The organism is Bacillus cereus group sp. N14 (assembly GCF_016483555.1).
GTDB classification, from domain to species: domain Bacteria; phylum Bacillota; class Bacilli; order Bacillales; family Bacillaceae_G; genus Bacillus_A; species Bacillus_A wiedmannii.
The window spans coordinates 90,363-109,279 of sequence record NZ_JAEHBQ010000010.1; the positions used below are offsets into that span (position 1 = coordinate 90,363).

The window sequence follows — 18,917 nt, forward strand, 5'->3', positions numbered from 1 at the left end:
TGAAAGAAACGAAAAACTAGAAACAAAAAACCTGACGTTATCCGCCAGGTTCAAAATTAAAACGTATATTAATGAGATGGAAATGCTTTTTTCTCTTGTAAAATGGCATTATGAGCAATTTTCATTTTAGCAAGTACATATCGTAATCGATCTTCAGCGTTTTCATCTGTATTTTGCTGTAATTCCGCCAAATTCTCTACAGCACTCGCTAAATTTTCAATCACTCCTCGTAGTTCAGGATGATGATTAAAAAAGGATTCTTGCACTAATACTTTCCTTACTTCACTCGCTAAATCAACAATTCTGGTTAACTGTTCTTTTTCTTCCATTTTCATCCCTCCTGAATATCTTATGTATTAAATATTCTCTAGACAAAGAAAAAAGCCCTTTATTTAAAAGGACTTTTACATTTTTATATTTCCAGTTAATAACATATAAAGTGATGTGATAGCTGCGATAACAATTGCCCACATTACATATCTCTCAATACCTTTAAAACAACGATTTCCTTTTTCTTTTCTTGCATACATGTAAACAATAATCCCAATTCCATACACGATTGAAACAAGTAATAAATTTTTCAAACCTGCTGCATATAGAAGCCATACAGAATAAGTAGAAGCAATTAAAGCTAACGAACCGTTTTTTACTTTTGCATCTTTTAGTTCGTTTGTAATAACTAATTTAAATTGGAATAACGCTGATAATAAATATGGTACTAAAATTGATGTTGAAGCAATAAAATACATAATTTGATATGTTGATTCTGAAAACAGAACGATTATAAATATAATTTGGGCAACGCCATTTGAGATCCATAATGCCATATGTGGCGTTTGTTTTTTATTTGTTTTCGTAAACACTTTCGGAAACACGCCATCTTTTCCTGCTACGTGGGAAATTTCAGAAACAAGTAAAAACCAGCCTATTAATGTACCTACAAGTGAAGCAACTAACCCAATGTTAATCGCAACTGCGCCCCATGTCCCAACAACATGTTCTAATACATGTCCCATTGATGGGGTTTCTAACACGGAAAGCTCTCCTCTTGTCATCGCTCCCATAGACAAGACAGAAATTAAAATATAAATAGACATTACTAAAATAAGTCCAAGTACTGTCGCTTTACCAACATCTCGGCTATTTTTCGCTCTACCAGATAATACAACCGCTCCTTCAACCCCAATGAAAACCCAAAGAGTTACAAGCATTGTATTTTTCACTTGACCAAGTATAGAGGAAACTGATATAGTTCCTTCTCCCCAAAAATCATGTGTAAACGTATCCCAGCGAAACGCTGTTACCATTACAACAATAAATAATACGATTGGAACTAATTTCCCTATCGTTGCAATAACATTCATAATAGATGCTTCACGAATTCCAAATAAAATTAGAAAATGAAGTGTCCATAATAAAAGTGACGCTCCAACAATAGACGCAACATTATTTCCACCTTTAAAAATGGGGAAGAAATAACCTAATGTACTAAACAGTAACATGATTGTTGCAACGTTTCCTAAAATTCCTGCTAGCCAATATCCCCAAGCACTGTTAAATCCGATATATTCTCCGAAACCAGCACGTGCATAACTATAAATTCCGCCCTCAAGCTCCGGTTTTTGTCTTGCTAACGTTTGATATACGAGCGCGAGTGGAATCATTCCCATCGCTGTAATACACCAACCAATTATTATAGAGCCGCTATTTGCTCCTACTGCTAAATCATGCGGTAAACTAAAAACACCGCCACCAACCATCGTTCCGACTACTAATGCAATTAATGGAAAAAAACCTAACTTCTTTTCTATTTGTACCACCCCATCTGTCATTCTAGGTGTTATGTTCGTTCAACTATTAAAGTCACCTTTTTCTCTAATAGACGTTTCTCTTATATTTTTTCAGGAAAACATTACTTATTCTAAAAGAAAATGAAGAAAAATGGAATACTTTTTTGAAAAAATGTATAAGTATGCACAAAAAAACCGTTCATTTTGTAATGAACGGTCATTTCATACATATAAATTTGTATATTTCTTGTAAAATTAACGAAGTAAATTCTCTTTTTGTAAAAATTGTTTCGCTACTTCTTCACTACTTTTTCCATTCACATTTACTTCATAATTCATTTTTCGCATTTCTTCATCTGTAATCTTCCCAGATAATGTATTTAATACTTTTTCAAGTTCAGGATATTTCTGTAACGTCTCTTTTCTTAATAATGGTGCACCTTGGTACGGTGGGAATAACCCTTTATCATCTTTTAGCACTTTCAGTCCATACTGCTCAAGTTCACTATCAGTTGAATATGCATCGATTACGTTAACATCCCCTGATTGAATTGCACTATAACGTAGTTTCGGTTCCATCGTTTTCACATTTAAAAACTTATAGTTATATAATTTTTGCATTCCTTTATAACCGTCTTCACGATCAGCAAATTCTAATGTGAATCCTACTTTAGCATCCTGTGCCATTTTTCCTAAATCAGAAATTGTATTTATATTATTTTGATCTGCTATTTTTTTCGGCATAGCTAGTGCATATGTATTGTTATACTCCATCGGCTTCAACATAACCATATTATATTTCTTTTCCATTCCAATGCGAGCCTGCTCATATACTTCATCCCGATTTGTGCTTTTTGGCTCTTCTTTCACAAAAGTAGATAAAGCTGTTCCCGAAAACTCAGGGTATATATCTACTTCTCCTGATTTCAATGCTTCAAATACAAATGCTGTTTTTCCAAGACCTGGTTTTAATTCTACGTGTAAATCGGTATCCTGTTCAATAAGCTGCTTATACATTTGAATTAAAATTTCAGGTTCTGATCCAAGTTTTCCGGCAATAACAATATCTTTCTTTTGTGTGTTCCAAAGAAAGGGAGAAGCAATCATTATACAAGTAATACATATCGTCAATATAATACGCTTAGAAGAGCGTTTTGGACTCTCAAGCACTCGAAGTACTACATCAAAGAATAAAGCGAGTAACGCGGCTGGTACGGCCCCTAAAATGATAAGTGCATGATCATTTCGATCGATACCAAGTAATATGAGTTTTCCGAGCCCACCAGCACCTATAAGAGCTGCTAATGTAGCTGTTCCAACAATTAATACCATCGCCGTACGAATACCGGCCATAATAATTGGTAATGCAAGAGGAAGCTCTACCTTCCACAGTCTTCTCCAGCTATTCATCCCCATAGCTCTCGCTGCTTCGATTAAAGATTCATCTAACTCCCTTATTCCTGTATATGTGTTTCGTAAAATAGGTAATAGTGCATACACAACTAATGCAATAATGGCTGGGAGTTTTCCAATTCCTACTAACGGAATTAAAAGTCCGAGTAATGCAAGTGATGGCACTGTCTGCATAACCGCAGAAGTTCCTATTATAAATTCAGCCATTCGTTGTTTTCTCGTTAATAAAATGCCAAGTGGCACCGCAATAATTACTGCAAAAAATAGTGAAATAAGCGATATTTGTAAATGCTCACTTAATGCAGTTAGTAATTCTATTTTTCGCTCTTGGAACGTTTGTATAAAATCAGTCACTGTTTAGCCTCTTTCCTTCATTTGTTCAACAATGTAATTAACAATATGACGACTTGTTAAAACTCCAACATATTGACCATTTTCTTCAACTGGAACGACTTCGTCAGCTCGTACACGAACTAATGCTTCTTGTAAAGAAGAATGCAATGATAATGCATCCCCTTCTACCCGTATACTTTCATCAAGTGGCAATACATCTTCTATACTTTTCCCCTCATACCAAGGTTGTCCACGATTTCCAATGAACTCTTCTACAAACTCATTTTTCGGATTATGTATAATACCTTCTGGTGTATCTAATTGAACTACTTTTCCTTCTTTCATAATACAAATACGATCTCCAAGTGATAATGCTTCTTGCATATCATGTGTTACGAATACAATTGTTTTTTGAATCTTCTTTTGCAATTGTACAATATCCTTCTGAAGCTGTTCCCTACTTAATGGATCTAACGCACTAAACGGTTCATCCATAAGAACGATTTTCGGGTTTGCGGCTAATGCCCTTACGACACCAACGCGCTGCTTTTGCCCTCCTGACAATTCATCAGGCATGCGATCGCGATATACGTCTGGATCTAGCCCGACCATCTGTAGCAACTCATCGACACGAGCTTTTATTTTTTCTTTGCTCCATTTTCTCATTTCAGGAACCACTGCAATATTTTCTGCAATTGTCATATGCGGGAACAAAGCAATTTGTTGCAACACATAGCCTATATCCCAGCGTAATTCGTTTATATTATATTGTTGAATATCTTTTCCATCGATTAAAATAGATCCTTCAGTCGTTTCAATTAAACGGTTAATCATTTTCATTGTCGTTGTTTTCCCGCAACCACTCGGACCAATGAGAACAAAAAATTCTCCCTTTTTAATTTCTAAATGCAATGAATCCACTGCTTTCATGCCATCTTCATACGCTTTTGACACATGATTAAATTGAATCACAAATACAACTCCTTTAATGTTGTTTCCTTTATTTTGATGGAATACGGCATTCATTTCAAATGATACGCTTTATAATTAAAAAAGAGCTCAAATTTGAGCTCTAACGGTCGAACAATATCGTTTTCATTATTGCAGCATATTCACGTACATACATTTTTTTCTTAGAACGCATTGGTGTTTCAGCAGCTAGCGCCTCCATCTTCATGCCTAAACGCTTTGCAATTATTTTCGTTCGATATAAATGATATGTATTACTTACAACTACCGCATGTTTCACATTATATAAATCCATACTAAATTTTAAGTTTTCATACGTATTTGTAGATTGATCTTCTATTAAAATACGACTCTCATCTATACCGTGTACCATTAAATAATTTCTCATGCTATGAGCTTCCGGTATATCTTCATCTTCTCCTTGACCACCTGAAACAATTACTTTCGCTTCAGGATGGGAAAATAAATACTCCAACGCTACATCCAAACGATTTTGAAGAGATAAAGACGGTCTATCTCCAAATAACTTTGCACCCAGTATAAGAACGTACGGAGAGTGATAGCTCAACTTTTCACGAGCAACTTTGTTCATTCGAAAGGTCATATAAAGGATGTATAGCGGAGGTAATAATACGATTATAAGTATGATCCATTTGTTCATATATACGTTTGCACTCCCTTTCTTTTTATTATATGAACACTCCCCCACTTAGCAAAGCTTGAAGTGGGGGTTTCTAACGTTTCGACCTAACGGACGATTAACGTCAGGGGAGTTAACACATTAGCGAGCTGTTTCACGCCTAACCCCTCTATCCCATTTGTCCATGCATTTGGGATTACTTTTCGTAAAATGTTAGCCGCAGCATTTACATCTGCATTAATTAAAGTTTTATTTGCTGAACGATATATGCCGCGCTCTATTCGTTTTCCTGAAAAAGTTGTATTTTGGTCATTTTCTCCATACGTTGGAATGAAGTCGTTATCCAGAAAACTTGCTTTCGATGTATATGATTCTTCAGTTACAACAACTTGAATGCCTACAACATTTGCTTTGTATGTAATCATTTGAATCAGTAAACTATATGGAATATGACAAAACGATTGGTTATTTCTTTTTCCCATATTCGTTTCTTGTTTCCAACTTTTGTTTTGACCAATAACGATTTTACAAACTTCTTCTTCTTGAGCTAGTTTTACGATATGGTGACTAACTTTATGGAAGACGTCTTTTATTTTCAAGTAACGTTTTTGATGAAGTTTTTCTATCCTTTTAGAAGTAAAAGGTCCTTCATTAGTTTGTTTTCCATTTCTAAGAATGCTTGTAAAATGACTCTTCATTTTGTTGTAATATTGATTTATGCTTTTGACATGTTTGCCCTTAACAAGGACAGGTTTCATACCTGTGTTTGTTACGATGGTTGCAAGGTTATCAATCCCTAAATCAATACTCATATAACGAGCATTCTCTTCAATAATTTGTTGTTCAGAAGGAACATCAATTACCAATTCCACTACATATTCATTGTATTTTGGAATCACACGAACTTGTTTCAGTTTACCTTCAGTGAAACCTAGTTTCCCAATATTTAATTGTAATTTCGTCTTTGGAAACTTTAAAGATCTACCGTTTTTAATGATGCAATCTTGGTTTGTATACAGAATCTCTTTCTCAGAAGAACGAATATACTTTGGGATCCTAGGCATTCCAGCATATTTGTTTGGATTCTTTTTATAGTCTTTTAAACTAGCAAAAAAAGATTTCCAATTTTGGAACAAACCTTTCATAATTGACTGGCTACATTGCGTAGGCAAAGCTCGATAATCATTTTGAATCATAACCTTAAATAGTGCATCTAGAAAGTTGTAATCTACATAAGGGTTTTCAAAATTAGGTTCTGAAAACAAATTACATTTAATCTCTTTCTGTTCTTCTTTAGGCTTTAATTTCTCTTTTTCCAATTTCTTCTGATAGGCAAGAAGTTGTGTGTCATTCATCTTACCAATATTTTTATGAATATTATCCAGAACTTCTTTTTGCAAAGGCTGCAACTCTTTTTCTTGTGTTAATCCAGTGTACACCTGGCGTATATAAAAGTTTGTGGTGTTGTACATGTTCTTAGCGTTATGACAACATTCTTGAAAATAAGAATACATACGATGCCCTTTTTTAATCCAAATTTGAAGAGTTTTATAGTTTGATGGGTTTTCCTTTGTCATTTTATTCACCTCCTTGTTAAGGATATTATAGCAAAAAAGAACATACGTTTCCGTTTTTTTCTCGAAAATAAAATATTTCTTTCGATTCACCTCACCACCTTCACTTACGTTTAGAGGTGGGAGTCCTCTCGAAAGGAATGATAGAAAAAGATTGGAAGGCAGAAGGTTTTTTAAACGATTGATTTATTAGAAACGTTCGTCCCTACTTTACGTTGTGAATATACATAATAAAGAGCAATTCCTAATGATAGAATCAATATACAGCTAAGTACGTAAAACGGGAGCATTACCCCAGTTTTAGATACACCAGCTGTAAACAGCATTAATAATACAATTCGTATTCCTGTACCAATTAATCGAAATAAGCTGTCTACACGTCCCATTACTTCGTTTGGAATTTCCTCCATCATCAATACATTTCTTGCGACTCTTGTACCCGCATTTCCAATTGCATGAAAAATTGCAAGTCCATATAACAACATTACGGAAGGTTCAATAATCATTGCGGTAATTGAAATTACATATAGGAACATCGTCATGACGATTGAAATTTCTATTTTGATATATTTCATCATAATTGGAATACTTATTCCCGCAAGAACCGCTCCGACACCGTACATCATACCTTCTATTGCGTATACTGAGGCACTGGCTTTTAATATATCTGAAATGTATACCGGGATTAAATAATTTGCCATCATAACACCGATAAAAGGCATATAAGTCGCAAGTAAAAACCAAAAGAACTTCGGACGCTTTTGCATGAAGTGAATTCCTTCGAACAATTGCTTCTTAAATGTTACTTTCTTTTTTACTTCCTTTTTCTTTACGTACGGTATACATAAGAAAAGGATGAATGCTCCTGCAAAAGTTAACATATCTACTAACAAAATCCATTTTAAAGAAATGATTTCAATAAGAAAGCTTGCAGCCGCTCCTGATATAACTTGCGTTAACTGTCCTTGTATTTCCATTGTTCCACTTAAATTTTTATAATGTTCTGCTTGAAATATCTCTTGGTTGAACGCAAATATTGTAGGATAAAATAATAAATAGTAAAATGACCCTGCTATATATATAAGAATATAGTGAATTGAATGATAAGGTTGCCCAGTAAATCCCCATATAGCCATCATTCCTATAACGACTATTCCAATACCTTCATTACATAATAATAAAGATTTTCTTGAAAAACGATCAATACTTTGCCCAATAAACGGTGTTAATAAAAACATAATCAGAGTTGCGATGATGGAAACATAACCAAACGTTGTATCTCCACCACTCTCTTTAATTAACAACCACGGAATCGTTATCATAACAATTCCGGAACCAATAGCTGATAAACTATTGGCCCCTAGAATAAAATACAAGCGTGAATCTTTATACAGAGATGGCATATCACTCAACTCCTAGTTGTTTTTTCACCTCTTTATATACGCCCATATATGCTTTTAATTCTTTAACTAAATCATGAATTAATGGTTTTGCATCTTCTCCCAGTTCACCGTCTTGTACATGAAGTCCATCAAGCACCACTTGTTTTGGGATGGCATTTGCATATACCCCTCTAGCAACAGTGCGCATACTGTTTAATGCGTTAATTCCACCTTTACCGCCTCCTGCAACTGCAAGTAATGCGACTGGTTTATGAACAAATTCACTACTACTTAAGTAATCTAACGAATTTTTCAACGCACCACTCATTGCATTATGATATTCAGGTGTACATAGTACCACACCGTCTGCAGTTTTCACTAACGCCTTTAATTTTTTTACCGCTTCTAATTCACGTTGTGATTCTTCCCCATTATATAAAGGCAGTTCCTCTGCTGCTAAATCGTATAACTCCCCTTCAAATTGATCGGCAATATATTTTGCCACCACACGCGTTCTACCGAATTTTCTTGGTGTACCATTAATAACGACTAGTTTCATAATTATTTCTCCCCTTTGTTTTCAAGTTATACTTATATATTATCAGAAATTTCTATACAAAACACAATATAAAGAGGGAACTAGCTTGATAAAATAGTATGATAGGCAAAAAAAAGAACTCATACGCAAGTATGAGTTCTTCACAATTACGATTCTCCACCATTATGACTCAGTATACCTCTGCTTCCATTCGCTTCAAAATGGGTATACGCTTGTTCTGCTAATTTATTACGTTCTTCTGGTAAAGATATATATTTCAAAATATTTTCTATTATTTTTTCGTACGAAGTAAACACAATTCCTGGCCACTCCATCTCGTCCTCTAGATTACTATTTTCCGAAATAATAAACTTTTTATTTGCCACTGCATAAGATACCCGAGGTGTTTCAAGAATACCTGACAAGTAAAAATGAATATTTAATATAATTTTAGACCTAGCAATCAATTCATTTCTAGCAATTCCCCACGCATTATTTTTAAAAACTATATTTAAATTTGGAGCAACTGCTTTTAATTGATCTAAAATAGCTTGCCGCCTCGAATTAAGAGCACCTATAAACAGTATATCAATGTCTTCAGTGATCTCATCATCAAATGCATCTTTTTTTATTTCCAAAGTTGGAGCATAGTTCATTCCTACATGTTTTATTTCTTTTCCTATCCCTTTTTGTTTTAACCATTCTATATTTTGTTTACTATAATCCCAAATCTCCCTATCTTTTAATAATATTAAATAAAATGGATGTGCATAAGGGCTTCCTTCATATAGCTGTTCTAAATTATAAATAATTGCATTTTTCGGTAGTAGATTCGGGTTATGCGCATACGTATGTGCTCCAAACACAATTGTATTTTTCACATTTTCTAGTATTGTTTCTGATATAATTGCTGTATTTCCCTCTTGCTCCAATCGCCATTTCAAAGCTCGCGCGACATCTATAAAACTACCATACGTCTTTGGGCATATAAAAAGACAATAATCATATTCTTTATTCAAATATGCTTCCATTAGTCTTAAATTATTTTTATATAAATCCACATCCGGATATTTCAGTAAAAGCTCATTTGCATGTTTTTTTGCTACTTTATACATTCCAGCATAATAAGCAGCAATGCACCTTCTTAATTCGATTTTTTCCCGATGCTCTTCTGCTACGTCCATGTCTATAAGAAGATTTGCGATACAATACGCTTTTAAATGATCGCGATCATAATAATAATCTAGTAGTGGCATCAATTCTTCATACGTATTTCCATGCACAGATTCCCCTAATTCTAGCGCCCATCGTATTAATTCCATGATTACTCCACTACTCCTTTAACCGAAAATGTATTTAATAAAATTTCGCATTACTTTCTACCATATTTGCTATATGCAACGGTAACTCTTCTTTTTTCGATTCCAAATATTTTTGTGATACTGCACCTAAATGTTTTTTATGCGGTATATAAAAAGCACTTATAGAAATCTCATAGTCAAATAAGTAATCATACACATGATAATCTACAAATAGAAGATCATTTTTCGGAAAAGGAATTTCCTTCCCTTGCAGGGCATACATCAAAGCAATATTATTTTGAGATTTTAATCGATACATTCTTGCAAGTTGGTATAATGGTTCAGCCCGAGTTGGTCTATATTCCCACGCTCTTTGAAAATAAAGAATAGCTAATGCTGTATTTTGCTCTTCTTGATTCTTTGCATTTTCTATTTCATCAGCTTCTGTTACTTCATATTGTTTATTTGCTGAACGGTTTGCTAATTGTTCATAACAAAATCCTATTCGCAATAACGAATAGAAAACTTCTTCAACCCATCCCCCTGCTTCCACTCTTTTTTTATACCATTTAATTGAATCTTCAAATTGACTTAAATGAAAATAAGTTTGGGCTAAATAAAATAAATATCTTATATGCAAATCAGGCGTTGTTTCTGGATCATTAATCCCTTCTAACAACAATCTCTCATCTCTCTCAAATTTATCAGCTTTACTCCCCCCATCCCCAGGGTCGTTAACGACAAGCGTCTCTAACCTTGCTACTCTCGTATTGTAATTCGCACCAACTATGGAACGATCTATATCCCAATACTCATGAGTAACACCGACAGATTTCCATGGTAAAGAAGCTTTTAAAAGGCGTGTGAGCCAATACTTAATATGAATATCATATTGCAATGTAAGATAATGGTCTTCCGTTAAACTAGTCTTATCAAACTCGGGATCAACTTCTAATATCATATCTGCATCTAATATTAATAAATAATCTGCTTCTGGATATGTTTTTTGTGCCAATGACACTGCTAAACTTCTGTTATAACCAAAGTTTTTAAATGGTTCATGATGAACTGTTCCAGGGATTTCATTTTCTTTACACCAATTTTCAATAATTTCAGGTGTATGATCTGTTGATCCCGTATCACAAATAGAAACAAAATCTACAATTGATTTTGTAGCATTTAAACATCTTTCCATAATTCTAGACTCGTTTTTAACAATCATACAAAGACATAACTTTTTTTCTTCCCCTGCATTCTTCACTTGCTCATTTCCCATTTAACCACCTCATATTTTATTAACACGCTCTTTTCATATGTAACACCATTTCATAGCTACATTGATGACATAATCATCCTTTTACTATTTATGAAAACTTCATTTTATTTATTCGTACTTTTATGTTAGGACATCTTTCATGCTTCACTATATATTTGATACAATCAGTACAAATAAACAGTGATTGACGGTGTTTTTAAAGTAGAGATGTCTTACACTATAAAAAAGAAACTTGCGCCTTTGCACAAGTTTCTTTTCGAAAATCATTTCCTATTTTTTCACAACTTCATGTCCACCGAACTGATTACGAAGAGCTGAAACTACTTTTCCGTGGAATGTATCATCTTCTTGAGAACGGTAGCGCATAAATAATGACATTGCGATTACTGGTGCTGCCGCTTGAAGTTCAAGTGCTGTTTCCACAGTCCATTTCCCTTCTCCTGAAGAGTTCATCACACCTTTAATACCATCTAGTTTTGGATCATCTGCAAATGCCTTTTCAGTTAAGTCCATTAACCAACCGCGGATAACCGATCCGTTTGCCCATACTTTTGCAACATCTTCATAATTGAAATCAAAATCACTTTTATCTAACACTTCAAATCCTTCAGCGATTGCTTGCATCATGCCGTATTCAATACCGTTATGAACCATTTTTAAGAAATGACCACTTCCGACGCGGCCTGCATAAGAATACCCATTTTCTACTGCTAAATCTTTAAATAAAGGTTCTAATTGATCGTAAATTTCTTTTTCTCCACCAACCATTAAGCAAGCGCCGTATCTAGCTCCTTCTACACCACCTGATGTACCGATATCAACGTAATGTAAACCAAAGCTTTTCGCTTCTTCAGCACGGCGTAACGTATCTTTATAGAATGAATTTCCACCTTCAATAACGATATCGCCTTCTTCTAATAATGGATATACATCTTTTAATACTGACTCAACAACTTCTCCCGCAGGTACCATTACCCAAATTGTACGAGGGGCTTCTAATTCAGCAATCATTTCTTTTAATGTATGACGAGCAGTAATTCCTAAAGCCCCAGCCTTTTCAACAAGCTCTTTATTTACGTCATATACAACAACTTCATGTTTGTCTTCATATAAATGTTCCGCTAATGGGAATCCCATTTTTCCTAATCCAATTAAACCTAGTTTCATATTAATCAATCTCCCATTCTATACAAATATATTTAATAACGAAATGAGTCCAAGTGCTACAACAGATAATATTGTCTCCATTGCAGTCCATGTTAATAATGTTTCCTTCACAGTCATTCCGAAATACTCTTTAATCATCCAAAATCCAGAATCATTTACATGTGATAAAATTAATGATCCTGCACCTGTTGCAAGTGCTAATAGTTCAACGTTTACACCTGGTGTACTTGCTGCAATCGGTGCTACAATTCCAGCTGCTGTCATCATAGAAACCGTTGCCGATCCAGTTGCGATTCGGATAAGTGCCGCAATTCCCCAACCTAATAATATCGGTGAAACATGAGATTCTTTCGCCATTTCTGCGATTGTCGTTCCAATTCCAGAATCTAATAATACTTTATTAAACGCACCGCCTGCACCAATAACTAACAGGATGTTCGCAATTGGCCCTAAACAATCATTTGTAATTTGTAATACTTTATCTTTTGAGAAACCTTTAGCATAACCAAGACTAAAGAAAGAATATATCGTTGCAATTAATAATGCGACTATTGGATCTCCAATAAAGTGCAATACTTGTGCAAGTTGACTTGTTTTGCTTAGCGCTACTTCCGCTATCGATGCACCTAGCATAAGAAATACTGGAAGTAAAATAGTAAACAATGTATTTCCGAAACTAGGAAGTTCCTTCTTCTTATCTCTTTCAATAAATTGCTCCGCTATATCTAATGGTACTTCTTTATGTATACGAGCACCGATCCATTTTCCGTAAAGCGGACCTGAAATGATTGCAGTTGGAAGTCCGACAATTAATGCATATAAAATTGTCTTCCCTACATCTGCTTTAAAAATCCCTACCGCTGCCATCGCTGCTGGATGCGGCGGAACGAGTCCGTGTACAACAGATAGTCCTGCTACTAATGGAATACCGATTGTAATAAGTGATACCCCAGTTTCTAACGCAATTGTAAATACTAATGGAATTAATAGTACAAATCCAACTTGAAAAAACACAGGAATTCCTACTAAAAATGCAACGAACATCATTGCCCAGTGAACACGTTTCTTCCCAAAACGATCAATTAATGTGTTAGCAATTCGTTCAGCACCGCCAGATTCGGCCATCATTTTTCCAAGCATCGTTCCTAATGCTAAAACTATCGCTAAAAACCCTAACGTATTACCAAGACCTAGTTTAATAGAATCGATAATCCCTGGATCTTTTGGTGAAGTTCCAATCAATGGCATTCCCATTGCAAGCCCTACACCAATTGCTGTTAAAATTAACGCGACAAATGGATGCCACTTTACTACCGTAATAAGTAAAAGTAGTATGACAACTGCCGCTAGTACGATTCCAACTACCATTTCTCCCAATCCCCCTATTGTTTACGTTGGAAAGCAGCTATACAATCAAATTCTTCTTTCAAGCGATTGTAAAGTCGTTCATACATATAAAACATTTCTAAATATATAGCCGTATTTTCTTTATTCGGTACATGGTGATGAACAATTTCTATCCAATCCTTTACCTCTTCAAGAGAATCAATTTTTCCTACAGCATATAAAGCAAGTGCCGCTGCCCCAAGCGCAGATGCTTCATGACTTTCAGGAACAAGCAATTCTTTTCCCATCATATCGGATAGCATTTGTCTCCAAAATGCAGATTTCGCAAACCCTCCTGAAACGCGTATTTCAGTAAGTGGACCTGTACAATCCCTAATTGCGAGTGCCACAGAATATACGCTCATACACACACCTTCCATGACTGCTCGTATAAAATGTTCTCGTTTATGCTGAAGGTTTATTCCAAAGAATGTACCACGCGCATTTGCATTCCAGTAAGGTGCACGTTCTCCAGATAGAAACGGTAAAAATAGCAATCCACCTGCTCCAGCTGGTACACTTTCCGCATATTTAATTAATAAATCATATGGATCAATGCCAAGCTTCCTTGCAACTTCTTGTTCTGGGCTACCAAATTCATCACGTAACCATCTCAGTAATATTCCGCCGTTATTCGTTGGTCCGCCTATCACCCAGTGCTCGTCTGTTAATGCATAACAAAACGTTCTTCCTTTTTCATCTGTATTAACACTTGATGAAATTGTTCGAACCGCACCACTTGTTCCAATCGTAATTGCAGCTGATCCAGGCGATATTGCCCCAACGCCTACATTCGCAAGAACACCATCACTTGCACCAATAACAACTGGAGTATCTTCACGAATGCCCATCTTTTGTGCTAATTCAGGTTTCATACCCGATAAAATATATGTAGTTGGCACAGGTGTTGATAATTGTTCTGATGACATATGTAACATCGTTAAAACATCTTCATCCCAGTTTAATGTTTCTAAATTAAATAACCCAGTAGCAGATGCTATTGAATAATCCACTACGTAACGTGAAAACAATTGATAAATAACATACTCTTTTATGGAAATAAATTTATAAGCGCTCGCATATAATTCTGGCTCTTCCTCTTTCATCCACAATAATTTAGAAAGCGGCGACATCGGATGAATTGGTGTGCCTGTTCGTCTATAAATGTCATGCCCATTCATATGTTGTAATAATTTTTCCGATTGTTTCGTACTTCTATTATCTGCCCAAATGATAGAACACGTTAATGGTGCACCGTTTTTATCTACTGCAATTAATGCGTGCATTGCTGTACTAATACCGATTGAAGAAATATCCTCTGGTAACACGTTACCCTTTCTGATGGCAACGCTTACAGTTTTATATACAGCAGCACATATTACATCAGGATCTTGCTCAGCCCATCCGACCTTTGGTTGAATAATTGGATAATCAACTGCATGTGACGCAATGACTTTTCCTTTTTCTGTAAACACAACCGTTTTTGTACTTGTGGTACCGATATCAATCCCGATTACTCTCCCCCTTGTTTCCATGCGAATCTTCCCTTCGTTTCTAGCAAAATATGATCTAGTAAACCGTTTACATGAATTAGTATATAAAATATTTTTTCATTAATCAATTTTTAAAAAGAAAATTTTTTTCGCAATAAAAAATTTATCCCCCTCATTCCATTTCACTTACATACTAAATTTAGATTTTCCCCGCGGTAAAGTTGCGATATATTCGTTACGCAACACACTCTCTTTTTCTTTCATTAACAACACATACATAGTCCTTCCTTACGTTCTACTCATTTGCATGAAAAAGGAGTTGTACAGCAACTACCTCCGCAATGGAAGTTTTGTGCACTTTGCTCGTTTTTATTGTATTAAGTTCACTCGTCCTTTTATCTTAATAGTCTTAGAGTGCGGATCCTACTATCACTTTATTAACTTGTAAATATATGTTCCATACTATAAAACCTAATAACATTTATATTTTTCAGAAAAATAAAACAATATTTTAGACTTTATTGTATAATGTTGTAAAAAGATGTCGGAGGGATTTAATGTTACATAAAATATCTCAATTCACAATTAAGCTTTCATCAATTCTTTTATCACTGTTACTATTATTAAATTTACCTTATTTATTTATCACTCAACAAGGATTCACCTTTCAACCAATTTATTTTTTTAACCAGATCGTTACTATGTTAAAACAGGTTTTCTCACCTGAATCATTGTTGGTTATAGGATCAGACCCAAAGTTTGGTCATTTAAAAACAACACCATTATTTCCAACTGTTTTAGAACCTTACCTATATTCGTTTATTGTATTATTTGTGGCCTTTTTGCTTGCGCTCTTTATCTCATCTAGCATGGCATTTTTTTATTTTTTAGCAAAAGATTATATAAAAAAATGGATAAACCGAATTGTGTTCATATTAGAAGCTGTCCCTGATATGATGATGATGATTTGTTTGCAAATATTTTTCATTTGGGTACTTAAGAAATTTGGGGAAGCTCCTTTCACCATTATTTCTTTTAATGAAAATCGCGCTTATTTACTCCCTATTTTATCTTTAGCGGTCTTACCTACATTACAAATGTTTCGGATGATGGTGTTATACATACAAGAAGAACATGGAAAACATTACGTAGAGGTTGCATATGGAAAAGGTCTTTCATCAAGTTATATACTACGCATTCATTTATTCAAAAATATATCTATCCACTTCTTCTACCATTTAAAAACGATTTTTGTTTTCTTACTTTCTAACTTATTCATTTTAGAATTTGTTTTTAATATGCAAGGTATTATTCAATTTTTATTTAAGAAGGCGTTTATTTCACCTCCCGCTGCATTTATTATACTTGTTATGATTATTTTACCATTTTATACCATTTTTCAAATAATCTCTCTCATGATGAATAGATGGCAAAAACAATTGAAAGGAGTAGCTTTATGAAATCTATTTGGAAATCAAAACGCTTTTTAATCGGCTTTACTTATTTATTCATACTTGTTTCAGCTAGTTTTATTTATAGTTGGTTCTTTAAAGATAACATCCCAAAACCTCCTCAGTTACTTTACAATGACAATAACGAATTACTTGGAAAGGCTCCCTTTCCACCATCGTTAATACCACCTTTTGGATCTGATCGTTTTGGAGAGTCTGTTTTCTTACAAATTATAGAAGGAGCAAAATTCACTATCTTATTAGCTGTGGCAATTAGCTTCTTTCGAATTTTATTCGGAACATGTATAGGAATCCTCTTAAGTTTATATGCTCCAAAATTCAAGAGATTTTTCCAGGCATGCTCAGAAGTTTTTTACTATATTCCTACTTTATTTATCGCATTTATACTCATCACGCCCGTTAATATTGTAATCATATCAAATGCTGATAGATTAGATCCAAATATTTCATTTGCGTTTTATCAAGTACTCGTACTTATTTTCGTCGCTCTGCCTACACTTTCTTTATATATATCCTCAGAGGTTGATGAATTTATGAAACAAGATTATATTTTAAGTTCACAATTATTGGGTGCTAGCCGTTTTCATATTATCAAAAAACACTTACGAGTCTTATTACTTGACCGCTTATTTGTGTTATTTATGGAACATATCGTCCAAACTCTCATACTCGTTATCCATTTAGCGTTGCTTGATATTGTAATTGGTGGGATACAAATGCGTGAACTCTATGACGGAGTACTCAAACCTGTTTCTCTATCGAATGATTGGGCAGGCCTTATTGGATTAAATCGTAATGAAATGAATCTTTCATGGTGGATTATTTTTTATACTCTCGTTTCATTCTTTATTACGATTCTATTTATTAAGCTTATGACAATCGGGATTCAAGATGCACTGAAAGCAAGAGATTCGCAAGTTGTAGCAATTCAAACCGTTCCAAATCATAAAAAATTTGTTAAAAGTAAAGATTCTTTTTCGTTTGTAGATAAAGTGAACCTTTAATCCTTTCTCGTTAGTCGACATTGATAGTAGTGGAATGCAAAGAAGATGATTCCTGTTGAATGCAGGGATCATCTTCTTTCTGCTGTCTAACTTTTTTACATGTCTTTAGCTAGACTCATGCTTTTTATATTTAAAATGAATTATTTGCAATCACAATTATGCTGTTTAAAATCGATTACCATACGTCCTTGAATTCTACCTTGTTCCATTTCTTCGAATACATTTTGTACTTTATCTAGAGAACAAGTTTGAACAACCGGCACTACTTTTCCTTCTGCACCGAACATGAACGCCTCCTCTAAGTCTTTACGAGTACCAACTAGAGAACCAACTACTTCAATTCCATCTAGTACAAGTCGCGGAATGTTTAAATCCATAGTTTCTACTGGTAAACCTACTGCAACGACTTTACCACAAGCACGTACTGCATCAACTGCTGAATTGAATGCTACTTTAGAAACGGCTGTTACTACAGCAGCATAAGCACCACCAAACTCGTCTTGAACAATCTTATCAGCAGGACCTTGAGAAATTGGATTGATAGTCATATCCGCACCAACCTCTTTTGCTAACGCTAATTTATCGTCATTAATATCTACTGCAATTACCTTTGCACCAAATACGTTTTTAGCATATTGGATAGCTAGGTTACCTAATCCACCACAACCATAGATGACGATAGGTTGACCAGGTTTAATATGTGATACTTTTATTGCTTTATATGTAGTTACGCCCGCACATGTGATAGATGATGCTTGAGCAGGATCTAATCCTTCTGGTACTTTCACAGCATAGTCAGCTGTAACAATACATTGTTCTGCCATACCACCATCGACTGAATAACCAGCATTCTTAACTTCACGGCAAAATGTTTCTCTACCAGTTATGCAATATTCACAACGTCCACAAGATTGGAACATCCATGCAATACTTACACGATCACCTATCTTTAGTGAAGTAACATCATCAGCAATTTTCGTAACAATACCTACACCCTCATGACCAAGAATACGGCCATCTGTGTTTCCAAAATCATGATTTGCAACGTGTAAATCAGTATGACAAACTCCACAATACTCTACATCTACAAGCGCTTCACCTGAGTGTAACGGACGTAATTCCTTTTCAATAACTTCAATGTTTGCTTTACTATTTTTATTAACTACTACTGCTTTCATA

At 34.7% G+C, this 18,917-nt stretch carries 16 protein-coding genes; 2 read left to right on the forward strand and 14 right to left on the reverse strand.

All coding sequences use genetic code 11. The features are described from left to right. Window positions 1–68 precede the first annotated feature (68 nt). The 13 genes from JDS82_RS15950 to gntK form a co-directional block, all read right to left on the reverse strand. Entirely contained in the window at window positions 69–329 is a 261-nt protein-coding gene (locus tag JDS82_RS15950; protein ID WP_000391452.1) for a hypothetical protein, read from the reverse strand. A gap of 75 nt (window positions 330–404) precedes the next feature. Continuing rightward, entirely contained in the window at window positions 405–1,832 is a 1,428-nt protein-coding gene (locus JDS82_RS15955) for a basic amino acid/polyamine antiporter (protein ID WP_000129474.1), read from the reverse strand. A gap of 213 nt (window positions 1,833–2,045) precedes the next feature. Further along, window positions 2,046–3,557 carry an ABC transporter permease/substrate-binding protein gene (locus tag JDS82_RS15960; RefSeq protein ID WP_000129146.1) on the reverse strand — a complete coding sequence of 504 codons (1,512 nt, stop codon included), beginning with the start codon at window positions 3,555–3,557 and terminating at the stop codon, window positions 2,046–2,048. Between the two features lie 3 nt (window positions 3,558–3,560). Next, window positions 3,561–4,508, reverse strand: a complete 948-nt coding sequence (locus JDS82_RS15965; RefSeq protein WP_048566474.1) for an ABC transporter ATP-binding protein — start codon at window positions 4,506–4,508, stop codon at window positions 3,561–3,563. A 100-nt stretch (window positions 4,509–4,608) separates the two neighbouring features. Continuing rightward, window positions 4,609–5,166, reverse strand: a complete 558-nt coding sequence (locus tag JDS82_RS15970) for a YdcF family protein (RefSeq protein ID WP_098058088.1) — start codon at window positions 5,164–5,166, stop codon at window positions 4,609–4,611. Between the two features lie 86 nt (window positions 5,167–5,252). Beyond that, complete coding sequence (locus tag JDS82_RS15975; protein ID WP_199713575.1) at window positions 5,253–6,722, reverse strand: RNA-guided endonuclease InsQ/TnpB family protein; 1,470 nt, start codon at window positions 6,720–6,722, stop codon at window positions 5,253–5,255. 170 nt (window positions 6,723–6,892) lie between these two features. Then, a complete protein-coding gene (locus JDS82_RS15980) occupies window positions 6,893–8,122 on the reverse strand; it encodes an MFS transporter (protein ID WP_001139651.1) in 1,230 nt (409 codons plus the stop codon). Window position 8,123: 1 nt separating this feature from the next. Beyond that, entirely contained in the window at window positions 8,124–8,660 is a 537-nt protein-coding gene (locus tag JDS82_RS15985) for an NADPH-dependent FMN reductase (RefSeq protein WP_000780350.1), read from the reverse strand. Window positions 8,661–8,806: 146 nt separating this feature from the next. Next, window positions 8,807–9,961 carry a CgeB family protein gene (locus JDS82_RS15990; protein ID WP_199713576.1) on the reverse strand — a complete coding sequence of 385 codons (1,155 nt, stop codon included), beginning with the start codon at window positions 9,959–9,961 and terminating at the stop codon, window positions 8,807–8,809. Between the two features lie 34 nt (window positions 9,962–9,995). Further along, on the reverse strand, window positions 9,996–11,216 hold the full coding sequence (locus JDS82_RS15995) for a tetratricopeptide repeat-containing glycosyltransferase (protein ID WP_199713577.1): 1,221 nt from the start codon (window positions 11,214–11,216) through the stop codon (window positions 9,996–9,998). Between the two features lie 270 nt (window positions 11,217–11,486). Further along, window positions 11,487–12,383, reverse strand: coding sequence for a phosphogluconate dehydrogenase (NAD(+)-dependent, decarboxylating) (gene gnd, locus JDS82_RS16000; RefSeq protein ID WP_000765992.1), 897 nt, complete (start codon window positions 12,381–12,383; stop codon window positions 11,487–11,489). 18 nt (window positions 12,384–12,401) lie between these two features. Continuing rightward, entirely contained in the window at window positions 12,402–13,751 is a 1,350-nt protein-coding gene (locus JDS82_RS16005; RefSeq protein ID WP_199713578.1) for a GntP family permease, read from the reverse strand. A gap of 14 nt (window positions 13,752–13,765) precedes the next feature. Beyond that, a complete protein-coding gene (gntK, locus tag JDS82_RS16010) occupies window positions 13,766–15,304 on the reverse strand; it encodes a gluconokinase (protein ID WP_199713579.1) in 1,539 nt (512 codons plus the stop codon). A gap of 515 nt (window positions 15,305–15,819) precedes the next feature. On the opposite strand from gntK, the gene JDS82_RS16015 reads away from it, so the two are divergent. Both JDS82_RS16015 and JDS82_RS16020 read left to right on the forward strand, forming a co-directional pair. Then, complete coding sequence (locus tag JDS82_RS16015) at window positions 15,820–16,722, forward strand: ABC transporter permease subunit (RefSeq protein ID WP_000902495.1); 903 nt, start codon at window positions 15,820–15,822, stop codon at window positions 16,720–16,722. After that, window positions 16,719–17,738 (forward strand): ABC transporter permease, encoded by a 1,020-nt coding sequence (locus JDS82_RS16020; RefSeq protein ID WP_000836587.1) that lies wholly within the window; start codon window positions 16,719–16,721, stop codon window positions 17,736–17,738. The genes JDS82_RS16015 and JDS82_RS16020 overlap by 4 nt, the downstream gene beginning before the upstream one ends. A 140-nt stretch (window positions 17,739–17,878) precedes the next feature. Here JDS82_RS16020 and adhP read toward each other — a convergent pair whose 3' ends face one another. Beyond that, window positions 17,879–18,916, reverse strand: a complete 1,038-nt coding sequence (gene adhP / locus JDS82_RS16025) for an alcohol dehydrogenase AdhP (RefSeq protein ID WP_048563125.1) — start codon at window positions 18,914–18,916, stop codon at window positions 17,879–17,881. Between the last annotated feature and the right edge of the window lies 1 nt (window position 18,917).

Excerpts from the sequence above, each read along its gene's own strand:
- JDS82_RS15955 (WP_000129474.1), bottom strand. The coding sequence starts at position 1,832 with ATGACAGATGGGGTGGTACAAATAGAAAAGAAGTTAGGTTTTTTTCCA.
- gntK (WP_199713579.1), bottom strand. The coding sequence starts at position 15,304 with ATGGAAACAAGGGGGAGAGTAATCGGGATTGATATCGGTACCACAAGT.
- JDS82_RS16015 (WP_000902495.1), top strand. The coding sequence starts at position 15,820 with ATGTTACATAAAATATCTCAATTCACAATTAAGCTTTCATCAATTCTT.
- JDS82_RS15990 (WP_199713576.1), bottom strand. The coding sequence starts at position 9,961 with ATGGAATTAATACGATGGGCGCTAGAATTAGGGGAATCTGTGCATGGA.
- JDS82_RS15980 (WP_001139651.1), bottom strand. The coding sequence starts at position 8,122 with ATGCCATCTCTGTATAAAGATTCACGCTTGTATTTTATTCTAGGGGCC.
- JDS82_RS16005 (WP_199713578.1), bottom strand. The coding sequence starts at position 13,751 with ATGGTAGTTGGAATCGTACTAGCGGCAGTTGTCATACTACTTTTACTT.
- gnd (WP_000765992.1), bottom strand. The coding sequence starts at position 12,383 with ATGAAACTAGGTTTAATTGGATTAGGAAAAATGGGATTCCCATTAGCG.
- JDS82_RS15995 (WP_199713577.1), bottom strand. The coding sequence starts at position 11,216 with ATGGGAAATGAGCAAGTGAAGAATGCAGGGGAAGAAAAAAAGTTATGT.
- adhP (WP_048563125.1), bottom strand. The coding sequence starts at position 18,916 with ATGAAAGCAGTAGTAGTTAATAAAAATAGTAAAGCAAACATTGAAGTT.
- JDS82_RS15970 (WP_098058088.1), bottom strand. The coding sequence starts at position 5,166 with ATGAACAAATGGATCATACTTATAATCGTATTATTACCTCCGCTATAC.
- JDS82_RS15950 (WP_000391452.1), bottom strand. The coding sequence starts at position 329 with ATGGAAGAAAAAGAACAGTTAACCAGAATTGTTGATTTAGCGAGTGAA.
- JDS82_RS15985 (WP_000780350.1), bottom strand. The coding sequence starts at position 8,660 with ATGAAACTAGTCGTTATTAATGGTACACCAAGAAAATTCGGTAGAACG.
- JDS82_RS16020 (WP_000836587.1), top strand. The coding sequence starts at position 16,719 with ATGAAATCTATTTGGAAATCAAAACGCTTTTTAATCGGCTTTACTTAT.
- JDS82_RS15975 (WP_199713575.1), bottom strand. The coding sequence starts at position 6,722 with ATGACAAAGGAAAACCCATCAAACTATAAAACTCTTCAAATTTGGATT.